This window comes from Asaia sp. A2, assembly GCF_057319415.1.
Genome location: NZ_JBXWTO010000003.1, coordinates 13,300 through 26,449, shown reverse-complemented (window position 1 = coordinate 26,449; position 13,150 = coordinate 13,300). Strand labels below are relative to the sequence as shown.

Below are 13,150 nucleotides of genomic sequence, written 5' to 3'. Positions count from 1 at the left end.
TTACTGACCGCCCTCGCCGTGATTGGGTTCGGGGGCCAGGAGGGCCTGCGACTTCAGAACGAAGCTGCCATCCGTCACGACTGTTTCGCCGGGTTTCAGTCCCTGCGTTACGACAATCCGCCCATCGAGATCAGGGCCAGTCGTTACCTTGCGCGCCTGATAATGTGTTTCATCCAGACGTATAAACACGCAGGGCTGCGAGCCGATTTTCTGTATGGCGCTGGCCGGGATCACGATGCCATGCACGGTTTCGGTCGAGAAGAGCCGTGTCTTGACGAGCATATCGGGCCGAAGCTGTCTTTTGCTGTTATCCACCAGGCTGCGCACGAGCACATGGCGGGTCATCGGGTCCACGCTACCCTCAATCAGGTCGATGCGTGACTCGATGGGTTTGGCGTCAGGAGCTGGCCAGGTCAGTTGTCTTCCACCCCGGCTCAGATGCGTCGCCTGCTGCTCACCAACCTGCGAGACCACCCAGACCCGGGAGAGATCGTCAATTTCGACGGCTGGTGCGGCACGGCCGGACACTTCCTCCCCCACGCCCACGACAATCTTGTTCACGATGCCATCGATCGGGGAGATAACGGATGAATGGAGCCCCTCGGTCTTTTCAGACGATGAAGAGAACCGGGCCAGCCTCTCGCGCTCATTCTGCGCAATGGCCTCGCTGCGTTTGACCGTGCCCTCTGCGTCCTGAAGGCGCGACCGGCGACGCTGCGCCTCACCCTGCGATATGGCGCCGCCCTGAAGGGCGCGGGCCCGATCATAGGACAGACGGGCATCGTCGCGCAGGGCGCGGGCCTGCTGGACCGCAGCTTCGGCCGAAAGAAGGCGCTGATGAGCATCGCTCAGGCTGAAATCGTCATAGGTGAACAGCACCTGCCCTTTTTTGACGATCTCACCCGGCGTCACCAGAACGCTCTGCACACGTCCCTGCCCCACCGGGTGGATCCGGGCGCTGCGCCGGTCATCCTGATCGATATAGGCAGGCACGTCGACATGCGGTGGCAAAGCCCCCTGACGCGTTACGGCGGTATGAATACCTTCCTGCCTGAGTGCCTCCCGCGAAATCGCAATGGGTGCATTCGGCCAGTCAGCAGGGCTCTGTGGTCCGCCCTCTGCACTCGGGGCACTCGTCGCGACCGGCGCGCTGACTGTGCCGGGAGGCGTCGAGACTGGCCCGACCTGCGCGAACCCGCTCTCGGGTAAGAGCGAGAATGACAGGCTGGTGAGGACAAGGAGAGCGCAGCGATAACGCGCAGACAGGTGGCGCTTGGGGTTGATTATCATGGGTAGTTTCCGGCCATCAGGCTCATTCTGATCATTGCGGCGTGCCAGATGACATCGGCTTCGGCGTTTCTCTGACCGGCCTCGAGCGCCGCACGGCGTGCACGAAGATATTCGATGACCGGCGTTTCACCGACGCTCCACGCATGTTCAAGGTCATGGGCGCGGGCATCGAGTGCCTGCCGCGCCGATGAGGCATTGCGCAGCATGGCCAGCGCTGAGCTGAGGCTGGCGCGTGTCTGACGGTATTCGGTCTTGACCTTGCGCTGTGCCAGTATGGCATCGCGTTCGGCCGCACCCATGGCCTTGACCTCTTTCATGACCATTGGCGTATTACGCGCCTCGCTCGGCAACGCCATTGAGAACTGGACGCCCACCTGTGTGTCCCAGGGGCTGCCATACTGGCCCTGTTTGACGACTTGCACGCCCAGTTGCGGGTTAGGCATGTAGGAGTGACGTGCGAGCGAATACGCCGCCTTTGCGCTGCGCGAAACTGCCGCGGCCATCTCGATACGTGGGTCGCGTGTGGGGTCGAGCGTCAGGGTTTTTGTGCCCAGAATACGCCCGTCGAGTGAGAGGATATCGGGAATTTCGTCAGTGCCGGTGAGGGCCTCAAGCTCGGCGCGATTGTTTTCAAGAGCCTGCTCTGACTGGGCGATCTGCGCATCGAAATCGCCCTTCTCGCCCACGACTGCATCAAAATCAGCCGCCGCAATTTCACCGGCACGCAGACCCTGATGAGAGCTCTGCACCACGCGCTCAAGGAGATCGCTTGTCGCGCGCAGATTACCGATCTTTTTTTCGAGCAAGGTGGCGGCGCTGGCGAGATCGAGAATGCGCACAGCGCTCAGAAGATGCTGAACCTTGATCCGGGCCTTTGCGACGGCCTCATCGGCCAGCGCGTTGCGAACGGTGGCCGTGCCTTGACCGGGCAGCCAGAGAGGGACGCTGATACTGCCCTGATAGGTTGTGTAGCCAAGATTGGTGCCGATGAAATGGTCATCGAGATATTGCCCGGCGACGATCGGCCCATCAGGAAACCATGACTGCGCGGCACGAGCGTTCTTGTGTGACGCCGTGGCGTCGATGGAAAAGGATTGATTGGCCGGGTCACGGTCCCACGCAAGCTGAATGGCCTCATGAAAACTCTCGGCTCTGCTCGCAGAAGACAGTGTAGCCGCAGCAAGGAGAACGAGAGTGGCGCTCAGGAGATATCTGGTGCCTGAGGAGCCTGAGGAGCCTGAGGAGAGCGGTCGGCGCCTGGACGCCCGTATTGGCCGGAGAATCACTGACATGATGAGTGATCTTAGGCGGATCTGATCATTGCTCTACGACAAAACTTGGCTGGATGATAAATAAAATAATAAAGACGCAACATGCCGGAAAGGGTGAGGTAATCCTCTCCCGCATGTTCCAGATAAAAACAGCTGCCTATGTATGTCCGGCAGATACCCGTGGCACCGCCTCTCTGTAATGCAGCCTAGTTGTCGATTGGTTGAACGTGCGACACCTTGCCGGCGCGGTCATAATAGATGATCGCATTTCCCCGACGCTGGGCGTAGCCGTCCGGCGTGCCATCGGGTCGTTTGAAAAGAATGCGCTGCGCGTCTGCCTGCTCAACGACCTTGTCGCCCGGGGGGCGATATTTGAACATACTGAAATCAGCTTCCGCTTTTGGCAGGGCAGACGAGCGGGCAAGTTGATGCATATCGGGCTTCTTCTTGTCGTCACCATCATCCTGCGCAATGGCAAGGGCGGGCATGAGCACCGCCCCTGCACCGAAGGCACAGAGGACAAGACGACGCGGCGTTGACTGTTTCATCAAAGCTATTCCTGTATCAACCTTGTTTGGAGGCACCCGGCATGGCCTGGGCCTTGGCGACGTCGTTGGCGCTCCACCCACCGCCAAGTGCCCGGTAGAGCGTTACCAGATTCTGGTATCGGGCCAATTGCACATTGATGAGGTTCTGCTGCGCGTCGTACAGGCTGCGCTGCTGCGTCAAGGTGGTGAGGTAGGGATCAATGCCCGTATTATAGCGCATCATGGCGAGATCAAAGGCCTGCTGCGATGACTGAACCAGACTCTTGAGGTGGCTATCCTGGGCAAGATAGGTCTCACGCGCCGTCAGGGCATCCGACACTTCCTTGAAAGCTGTCTGAACCGTTTTCTCGTAGGTCGCAATCTGGGCAAGGCGACGTGCCTTGCTGATTTTGAGGTTACCCTCGTTCTGACCCCATGTGAAAATCGGGAATGTTATGTTGGGCGATACAGACCAAGTCTGTGCTCCGGGCGTGAACAGGTGGCGGAACTGCAATGAGCTGACCCCTTCCTGCGCCGTGAGTGTCACCTTGGGGAAGAACGCCGCGCGCGCCGCACCGATATTCGCGTTGGCACCGATCAGGTTGTGCTCCGCCGACTGGATGTCGGGGCGCTGTCCGATCAGATCCGACGGCAGGCCTGCGGGCAGGTCTGCCATCAGGGTCTGGGTCCCGAAAGGCTGAGGTGCCGGAAGGGTGTCAGGCAAAGGGACACCGATGAGCAACTGCAACTGATGCTCATCCTGTCCCAGCTGCCGCTCATATTGTGCCTTGTTGCTGGCTGCCTGTTCGACCTGGGTCTGGGTCTGGGCCAGCGTGAGGGCATCGGCCTCGCCATGATCATATTTCATGCGCGTCAGACGCAGCGTATCGCTCTGCGATGTCAGGGTCTGGTTGCTTACGCGCACGAGTTCGCGGTCGGCCAGCCATTGCAGATAAGTATTGGCTACCTGCGCCACCATGCTGATCAGCACGGATTGCGCATTCATGCGCGAGCCGAGCAACTCTTCTGCCTGTTGGCGCGAGAGATTGCGGATACGGCCGAATAGATCGACTTCATAGGAAGAGAAGCCAATGTTGGCGCCATAATAGCGCAGCATGGACGTGCCGCGCCCCAGGCCTGGGGCGAAGGAGAAGCCTGCGGTTTCGGAGGGAGCGAAATACTCACCCTGCCCTGTTACCCCAATGGGGGGGAACAGTGAGGCGTGCTGGACATCGTAATTGCCCTGGGCCTCGATGATCGCTGCGGCCTGACTGCGCAGGTCGCGATTGTTGCGCAGGGCAAGTTCGATCAGCGCGCGCAGGCGGGCATCCGTGAAGAAATGCTTCCAGCCGATATCAGCCGCAGCTTGTCCGCTCAGCGATGCCGCCTGACCGGTATCAGCCGGATAGGCATTCTGGACCGGCTGTGCTGGACGCTGATATTTAGGCGCCAGATCACAGGAGGCCAGCATGGTGAACGCCAGGAGGACGCTCACCGGTCTAATGTTGGTCATGAAACTCATGCGCCCTCTCCCCGAGCGGCTTCGTTGCGGTGTTCGTACGGGTCTACGCGGTCTCTCATGCGCTTCACGCGGAAAAGCCTGAGGATCACCACGAAGAATACCGGGACGAAATACACGGCCAGCAGCGTTGCAGACAACATGCCACCGACCACGCAGGTACCGATGGCCACCCGAGCCGCCGACCCGGCCCCCGTGGCGATAGCCAGTGGGAACACACCGCAGACAAAAGCGATGGACGTCATCAGAATCGGGCGAAGACGTTCGCGACCAGCCTTGAGCACGGCATCTTCAAGCGAATCCCCCTGCTCGAAGAACTCCTTCGCGAATTCCACGATCAGAATGGCGTTCTTGACCGAAAGACCAACCGTGGTCAGCAGGCCCACCTGGAAATACACGTCGTTGTCCAGGCCTCGCCAAAGCGTGGCACCAATTGCACCGAGCACGCCAAGTGGCAACACCATCAGCACCGAAAGCGGGATCGCCCAGCTTTCATAAAGTGCGGCAAGGCACAGCAGGATAACAATGGCGGCCAGTGCATAAAGTGGGCCTGTCGATCCGCTGGAAGCAACCTGCTCGTAGGAAATACCTGTCCATTCGTACCCGATACCCTTGGGCAGATGGGTCAGGATCTTCTCCATTTCCTTCATGGCATCGCCCGAGCTTGTGCCGGGGGCGCCCTGGCCCTGAAGCTCGAAGGAGTTCAGACCGTTGTAGTCTTCTACCTTCTGCGGACCGACAATCCAGTTGCCCGTGGCGAAGGAATTGAACGGCACCATATTGCCCGTGCTGTTGCGCACCCACCATTTGTTCAGGTCTTCAGGCGTCATGCGCGCCCAGGCTTCACCTTCGATATAGACCTGTTTGACTCGGTCGCTGCGCATGAACTGATTGACGTAGATTGAGCCGAATGCGCCCTGAATGGTCGTGTTGATCTCGGCATTCGTCACGCCCTGTGCGTTGGCACGCGCGCGATCAATGTCAAGATGGAACTGCGGCTGATCCTCAAGCCCCATCGGACGCACAGCCATCAGGCGCGGATTTTTGGCAGCCTCGGCCAGAACCTGATTACGGGCAGCCAGCAAAGCCTTGTGACCGAGATGCCCGTTATCCTCAAGCTCAAGGTCAAAACCAGCCGCGTTGCCAAGCTCCATTACGGCAGGTGGGTTGATGGCGAAAATGATCGCTTCCGGGTCCATCCAGAAGTGTTTCATGATTTCGCCAGCCACCGACATGGTGGTGTTCTTGTAACCCGGACGCTCATCCCAAGGTTTGAGACGAATGAAGAATGCACCAGCACTCTGGCCCTGACCGGCAAAGTTGAAGCCGTTCATGGCAAAAACGGACTGAGCAATGTCACCGTATTTATGCATCACATAATCGGTGATCTTGCGGTTGACCGCTGCGGTCTGCGCGTTATTGGCGCCCGGACGCATGGTGACCTGACCAAAAATGATGCCCTGATCTTCCTCCGGCAGGAAGCCGCCGGGAACGCGAAGGAACAAAAACACGGCGCCGAAGGCAAAAACGGCAAAAAGAAGCATGCTGATCAGACGGCTGCGTACGAGGCGACGTACCCCGCCCAGATAACCATTGGTCATGCGATCGAAATTGCGGTTGAACCAGGCGATTGGTCCGGTCTTGTGCTCTTTGTGGGTTGGCTTGAGCATGGAGCCACAAAGTGCGGGCGTCATGACCGTCGCCACCAGCACCGAGAGCCACATGGCGGAAACGATGGTAATCGAGAACTGACGATAGATCACGCCTGTCGAGCCGCTGAATGCTGCCATAGGCAGAAACACGGCGGTAAGGACCAGCACGATACCCACGAGGGCACCCGTGATTTCATCCATCGACTGACGCGAGGCTTCCTTGGGCGATAGCCCCTTCTCGCTCATTACACGCTCGACGTTTTCCACCACCACAATCGCGTCATCAACGAGAAGGCCGACGGCGAGCACCATGGCAAGCATGGTCAGGGTGTTGATGGAAAAGCCGAGCGCCGAAAGCACACCGAACGTGCCAAGAAGCACAACCGGAACAGCAATTGTCGGAATGAGCGTGGCACGGAAATTCTGCAGGAAGATCAGCATGACAACGAAGACGAGCGCGATGGCCTCGACCAGCGTGATGACAACTTCCTTGATCGACAGGGTGATGAACGGCTCGGTATCGAGCGGGTAAACCGTCTTGAGGCCCTGCGGGTAGAACTTCTCCAGCTCCGCAATCTTGGCACGCACGGCCGTTTCGGTCGTCAGCTGGTTTGCCCCCGGCGCAAGCTTGAGTGCCATACCGACAGTGGGCAGGTTGTTGTAGAACGAGGACAGATTATAGTTTTGCGCGCCAAGTTCGACACGGGCGACATCGCTGAGCAGAACCTGTGAACCATCCTGCTGCACCTTGAGCACGATCTTCTTGAACTGCTCAGGTTCACTCAGGCGGGTCGGACCGATGATCGTGGCGTCAAAGCCGATCTCCTTGGTGGAGGGCAGACCGCCCAGTTCACCCGAGGAGACCTGAATGTTCTGTTGCTGGATGGCCGTCTGAACATCGCTGACATTGAGCGAATATTTATAGAGCTTGTTGGGGTCCATCCACACGCGCATCGCATATTCGGAACCGAACAGCGTATGGTCACCTACACCGGAAACGCGCGACAGCGGATCGGATACGTTCGAGGCCACGTAATCGGCGATATCCTGTCCCGACATGCTGCTGTCGGTCGAGATGAAGGCGATCACGAGCATGAAGTTCTTCACGGCCTTCGTCACGCTCAGGCCCTGATTGACCACTTCTGTCGGCAAGCGCGGCTGTGCGAGCTGCAGCTTGTTCTGCACCTGAACCTGCGCAATGTCCGGGTTTGTTCCCTGCGCAAAGGTCAGGTCGATTTCCATATGGCCGCTGCCATAGGACGACGCCGAGAGATATTCGAGATGATCCAGGCCGAACATCTGCTGCAGGATCGGACGCACGGTGGTGTTGTTCACCGTCTCGGCCGAAGCGCCGGGATAATCGACCGTAATCGCGATCTGAGGGGGAGCGATGGACGGGTACTGGGCAATTGGCATGCGGAAAATGGCTACGCCACCGACCAGCATGATGATCAGCCCGATAACCCAGGCGAAGATCGGTCTGTCGATAAAGAAACGAGACATGAACTACTCTTATCCTGCGTGCGCGGGCTGGGTGTCGGATGCCTTGCCTTCCGCGGCCTTGTCGTCGGCTGATTTTTCAACCGGCTTCACGACGGCGCCCGGATGGGCCTTCTGGATTCCTTCAACGATGATGCGGTCACCGTTATTGAGGCCCCCCATCACAACCCAGTCGCCATCAAGGGCGCGGTCGAGCTGCACGAAGCGCATGGTCACCTTGTTGTCGCCATCAAGCGCGTAAACGAAGGGATCGCCCTTGGAGTCACGCTGCAATGCCGGCTGCGGGATGGTGATGGCCCTGGGGTCGACACCTTCGGCGACCTCGGCATGAACGTACATGCCAGGCATCAGCAGGCGATCAGGGTTGGGGAATTCGGCTCGGACGACCATGGTGCCCGTCGCGGGGTCGACCGTGACTTCAGTCAGGCGCAGCTGACCCGCCTTGTCGTAGCGGCTGCCATCCTCGAGGGTGAGCTCAACGGCCGCGGCATTGCCCGACACCTTTTCCAGCTTGCCGCTGGCAAATTCGCGTCGCAGGCGCAGCATGTCCGAGGTGGCGAGGTTCACGTCCACATAGATCGGGTCCATGCGCGTGACTGTGGCGATGGCCGTGGTCTGACCCGCGGTGACAAGTGTGCCGGGGGTAACCAGCATACGTCCAATACGACCGTCGATGGGGGATCGTACCTGGGTCCAGTCCAGATTGACGGCTGCGCTATCGACATTGGCCTTGGCCTGCGCGATATCGGCTTCTGCCTGACGCGACGACGAAAGAGTATTATCGTAGTCCTGTTTACTGACAGCATGAGCCGCAGCGAGCGGGCGATAACGTTCCAGCTGGGCGCGAATGCTCAATGCGGCCGCCTGTGCGTGCAGCAACTGGGCTTTTGCCTGATCGTAACTGGCCTTGTACGGGGCGGGGTTGATCACATAGAGCAATTGCCCGGCCTTGACGTCCGTTCCTTGCTCGAAGGCACGCTTGAGGATCACGCCGCCAACCTGAGGACGAACCTGCGCCTGCTCGAAGGCCTCGACACGACCCGGAAGCGAAGTTGCAGACTTCAGCGGGTGTGGATGGACCGTGATGATGCCAACGGTCTGCGGCGGCGGCTTGGGGGCGGCAGCCTTATGTTTGCATCCTGCCAGATCGAACGTCAGGAGAGCCAGGGGAATCAGGCGCAATGAAAGACTTGTTGTTGCCTTGAGAGACCACGGCAAACGTGGCGTGTAAGACTGAAATGCTCGCATGCTGGCGCTATCCAAAATTACCGATGTTTATGAAGGGTAACCGCAAACCGTGCGCTCGCGCCAAAAAAGGTTTCGGAAACCCTTGAGTTTCTCTGGCATAGGGAACTATACGGTTTCCGAACCCCGGTCAACGGACCCGATGCAGCTCTGGAGCGGTTTTTCGCAATACGATGTCAACTGTGCCCCACACCATCAAAAGTCCCGTCCGCGATCAGGAGTCTGCTGTACTGCGCAAGCATTGTGGTCGACCGCCAGTATTATGCGAGACCGAGAGGCGAGATAGAATATTTGATGCGGCAGAGATTGTATTGCAGGAGCATGGATACTCCGGCGCATCTATGGACCGTATTGCTCAATGCTCTAACATGTCGAAGAAAACGCTCTATCACATGTTCGCAAGCAAGCAGGAGATGGTTGAGCTACTGCTCAGGGATCGCCTTCTTCTTTCAGGTCTGCGTGATCTTGAGCTTTGCGGTGATACCGTAGAAGACAAGCTCGTTTACGGGCTCGAAAAGCTGGCCGTCGCGATGATGACCGAAAAGCGTCTGAGCCTGATTCGTGTGGTGATCGCGGAAGTCTCGCGCAACCCCGAGGTCAGTCGCTTCGTTCGCGAGTTTTTCTCCAGCGCGGCTGGCCCGTTCCCCCTGCGCGTATGGCTTGAGCGCTTTGTTGATGAAGGGGCCTTGGCGATCGACGATGTTGAGGAGGCGTCCGATCTGCTTTTCGGGGCCTCGCTCGCGACGTCGATGCTGTGCGAGCTGAGCCATTGTCGGCCGCGTCAGCACTGGGACGAAACGCCGCGTTATCTGCGCCGCGTTGTCAGGATGTTTCTCTGCGGTCTCGAGAACGAAAAAGGGGCCTGAAAAGGCCCCTCGCACTCGTCAGGCAACCAGCCTGCCTTCCTTGTCTACCAGTTCAATTGGGTAATCACCGGTAAAGCAGGCATCGCAGTACCGACCCTGTGCACCGGTGCGGCCGTCATGCCCAAGCGCACGATACAGACCATCGAACGAGATGAAGGCGAGGCTGTCCACGCCAATGGCCTCGGCCATCTTTTCGATGCTGTGGGTCGCAGCCAGGAGCTGGCTCTCTTCGGGGGTATCAATGCCATAGAAGCAAGGATGCTTCGTGGGCGGGCTGCTGATACGCATATGCACTTCGGTTGCCCCGGCAGCGCGCACCATATCAACGATCTTGCGCGATGTGGTGCCGCGTACGATTGAGTCATCCACCAGCACGACACGCTTGCCCGCGAGCACAGGCGTGTTGGCCGAGTGTTTCATGCGAACCCCCAGATTGCGAATCTGGTCCGTTGGCTCAATGAAAGTGCGTCCGACATAGTGGTTGCGGATAATACCCATTTCGAACGGGATACCGCTCTCTGCGGCAAAACCCATTGCAGAAGGCACACCTGAATCGGGTACCGGCACGATCACATCGGCTTCCACACCACTCTCGCGGGCAAGCTCGACACCGATCTGCTTGCGCGCCTCATAGACCGAGTGATCTTCGAGGATCGAATCAGGGCGGGCAAAGTAGATGTATTCAAAAACGCAGAAGCGCGGGTTGGTCTGTGCGAAGGGACGCATGGAGCGTATCCCGTCATTGTCGATAATCACCATCTCGCCTGGCTCGACATTGCGTACAAATTCGGCGCCTACGATATCCAGCGCACAGGTCTCGCTGGCCAGCATCCAGCCGCCATCTGCTACGCGACCGAGAATAAGCGGGCGGACGCCAAGCGGATCACGAAGCCCGATCAGGAAGTCGGGTGACAGCGCCACCACCGAGTAGGCACCCTTCACCTGCTTGGCGGCATCCACCAGACGCTCCAGCACGGTGGCATAAAGCGAGATGGCGATGAGATGAACGAACACCTCCGTGTCCGTCGTGGACTGGAACAGGCAGCCACGCTTGACCAGCGCCTGTCGCAGCGTTGCTGCATTAGTCAGATTGCCGTTATGCGCCACCGCCAGGCCACCAAACTCGAAATCGGCATAGAGTGGCTGAACGTTGCGCAGCAATGTGCCGCCGGTCGTGGCGTAGCGGTTATGCCCAATGGCCCCGCTTCCCTTGAGCGTACTCATGACGCGCGCATCACTGAATACGTCTCCCACGAGGCCAAGACCCTTGTGCTGGCAGAAGCGCTCACCATCATGGCTGACGATACCGGCAGCTTCCTGCCCGCGATGCTGGAGGGCATGGAGGCCGAGCGCTGCCAGGGCGGAGGCATCGGGGGCACCCCAGATACCAACCACGCCGCATTCCTCATAGGGGCGGTTCGCAGTTTCAAGTGTGGCGGGATCAATCATCGGGCGGCGCTCCTGGGCATGGTCACGCTTGGGCGACCGGAAATGGGGCGATCGGTGATGCGGCGATCGGGCGATCTGAGATAGGTTATTCGGGACCGGGGTCTGTCAGAAGGCAGCCTCATGACCTGTTGCGGGCGGCATGGCAAGATGAAGTTGCGCGAAATATGGCATTAGTTCCTGAACAAGATATACCCCGTCGAGGATGTAGGGCCCCGATCTGCTTCCTGCAATGAGCAGATGCGCCATGGTCGCACCAGCCACGGAGACACAGACCAGATAGAGTACAACCAGCAGGATGTAACCGCGCGCCACACCGAAGAGGCAGCCGAGCAACCTGTCTGTGCCGCCGACTAGCACGCTGCGCAACCCGGTGGCGAAGCGCTGCGCGATGGAAGACAATATGAGCACGATAACGATAAACGAGACGATGTAGGAAAGCGCTGTCGCAGCGAGCGGGTCGCTGATCTTCTGTGACACCCATGGCAGGATCAGTGGCGCCGTGCGGGCGGCCAGCACAAAGCCGCCAATCCAGGCAGCCAGGCTGAAGACTTCGCGGGCGAAGCCTCGCGCACCGCCCCAGAGCGCCGAGACAAGAAGCACAAAGAGAACGGCAATATCGGCTGAGTTTTCCATGATATTGTTCTGAAACAGATCCGGTCAGGGAAGTTTGGTGGAAGATGGTCGCCAATATTTTCGGGTCGTTTCGGCGCTGGCGGGAATTTCACGATTGATCTGATTGAGCAGGTTCCCGAGCTGCACACGATGATCGATCTCGCGCCACACGGCGTCCACGTCAATGCCTCTGAGCGCCCATAATCTCGAGAGCGCCTCTAGAAATGCAGCGCTTTGCGCGACCAGATCTGATGGTTGACCGAGAGAATAGAAGGTAATGCAGCGTATAGTGGCGTGAGCGAGGTCACGCCGCAGCGCCTCGTCCGACAAGACGGCCTTAGATGGCGATACCACCGGGAGGCTTTTCGCGGGTTTCGCGGCTCCGCCCTTCGCTCGCCCTTTGTCTGAGGTGTTCTGACGTTTCTTGTTACTTTTTTGCCTGGCCGTCACGACAGGTGATACAGGCTTGGCGGTGGCGGCATGCCGGGCCACGAGAACGTCGAGAATATGCGGGTCAACCATGGGCACCTTCATCTTATCCGCATATGAACTTGCCATGCTAATCGTCAATTAAATGCGTGCATCTCAGTGAATTTTCACCGGGGTCGCCTGTCAGTGTCCAACCGAGCGCGAAAACACGTTAACGACAACAACCCCAACGAGGATGAGGGAGAGCCCGATCAGGGCAGGCGTGTCGAGGGCTTGCCGGAACTTGATCCAGCTGATGGCGGAAATGAGCACGATACCGACACCGGACCATATGGCATAGGCAATACCGGTTGGCATGGTACGCAGGGTGAAGGATAGTGCATAAAACGAGATGACATAACCCAGAACACTCAGCATGCCGGGCACGGCGCGCGTGAAGTTGTCCGACATCTTGAGCATCGTGGTGGCGAACACCTCCGAGCAGATGGCGATCAGAAGATAAAGATATGTCATGAGACCCCGGACCCTTAAACCGGGTTTTCCTTATCGCAACCCGATTGGAGTGTCACGTCGTCCGTATTCCCCCGGGCAGCTATGCCGGGCCTGCACCCTAGGAGTTTACAGATCGCGATGACCCAGCCTGGGTATTGGCAAAAAAAATCACCTGTCGATGGGATGCTTCTCTCAGGATGGCGGCTCCCGACCCGACGTCCCCTGCCCCATTCTCCCTAGCCCTTTGACATGTAGAACGACCGAGCTCGGGGGTTGTTCGGCGGCCTTGGTCGGGGCC

At 58.8% G+C, this 13,150-nt stretch carries 11 protein-coding genes; 1 reads left to right on the top strand and 10 read right to left on the bottom strand.

The features are described from left to right. The 6 genes from ACWNRM_RS03610 to ACWNRM_RS03585 form a co-directional block, all read right to left on the bottom strand. Window positions 1-1,290 (bottom strand): efflux RND transporter periplasmic adaptor subunit, encoded by a 1,290-nt coding sequence (locus tag ACWNRM_RS03610; protein WP_485169657.1) that lies wholly within the window; start codon window positions 1,288-1,290, stop codon window positions 1-3. Continuing rightward, window positions 1,287-2,582: a TolC family protein gene (locus tag ACWNRM_RS03605; protein WP_485169658.1), complete on the bottom strand. Its 1,296-nt coding sequence runs from the start codon at window positions 2,580-2,582 to the stop codon at window positions 1,287-1,289. The genes ACWNRM_RS03610 and ACWNRM_RS03605 overlap by 4 nt, the downstream gene beginning before the upstream one ends. A gap of 185 nt (window positions 2,583-2,767) precedes the next feature. After that, window positions 2,768-3,109 (bottom strand): hypothetical protein, encoded by a 342-nt coding sequence (locus ACWNRM_RS03600; RefSeq protein WP_485169659.1) that lies wholly within the window; start codon window positions 3,107-3,109, stop codon window positions 2,768-2,770. Window positions 3,110-3,125: 16 nt separating this feature from the next. After that, a complete protein-coding gene (locus ACWNRM_RS03595; protein ID WP_485169660.1) occupies window positions 3,126-4,601 on the bottom strand; it encodes an efflux transporter outer membrane subunit in 1,476 nt (491 codons plus the stop codon). Between the two features lie 5 nt (window positions 4,602-4,606). Beyond that, a complete protein-coding gene (locus tag ACWNRM_RS03590) occupies window positions 4,607-7,762 on the bottom strand; it encodes an efflux RND transporter permease subunit (protein WP_485169661.1) in 3,156 nt (1,051 codons plus the stop codon). A 9-nt stretch (window positions 7,763-7,771) separates the two neighbouring features. Continuing rightward, on the bottom strand, window positions 7,772-9,007 hold the full coding sequence (locus tag ACWNRM_RS03585) for an efflux RND transporter periplasmic adaptor subunit (protein ID WP_485169662.1): 1,236 nt from the start codon (window positions 9,005-9,007) through the stop codon (window positions 7,772-7,774). Window positions 9,008-9,177: 170 nt separating this feature from the next. Between ACWNRM_RS03585 and ACWNRM_RS03580 the strand changes: the two genes are divergently transcribed. Continuing rightward, complete coding sequence (locus tag ACWNRM_RS03580) at window positions 9,178-9,870, top strand: TetR/AcrR family transcriptional regulator (protein ID WP_485169663.1); 693 nt, start codon at window positions 9,178-9,180, stop codon at window positions 9,868-9,870. A gap of 18 nt (window positions 9,871-9,888) precedes the next feature. Here the strand turns inward: ACWNRM_RS03580 and purF are convergent, their stop codons facing one another. From purF to ACWNRM_RS03560, 4 genes are all read right to left on the bottom strand, one after another. Beyond that, window positions 9,889-11,319 (bottom strand): amidophosphoribosyltransferase, encoded by a 1,431-nt coding sequence (gene purF, locus ACWNRM_RS03575; protein ID WP_485169664.1) that lies wholly within the window; start codon window positions 11,317-11,319, stop codon window positions 9,889-9,891. A 105-nt stretch (window positions 11,320-11,424) separates the two neighbouring features. Continuing rightward, on the bottom strand, window positions 11,425-11,952 hold the full coding sequence (locus ACWNRM_RS03570; RefSeq protein WP_485169665.1) for a CvpA family protein: 528 nt from the start codon (window positions 11,950-11,952) through the stop codon (window positions 11,425-11,427). 24 nt (window positions 11,953-11,976) lie between these two features. Continuing rightward, complete coding sequence (locus ACWNRM_RS03565) at window positions 11,977-12,453, bottom strand: hypothetical protein (RefSeq protein ID WP_485169666.1); 477 nt, start codon at window positions 12,451-12,453, stop codon at window positions 11,977-11,979. A 90-nt stretch (window positions 12,454-12,543) separates the two neighbouring features. Further along, on the bottom strand, window positions 12,544-12,873 hold the full coding sequence (locus ACWNRM_RS03560; protein ID WP_485169667.1) for a DMT family transporter: 330 nt from the start codon (window positions 12,871-12,873) through the stop codon (window positions 12,544-12,546). Window positions 12,874-13,150 lie beyond the last annotated feature (277 nt).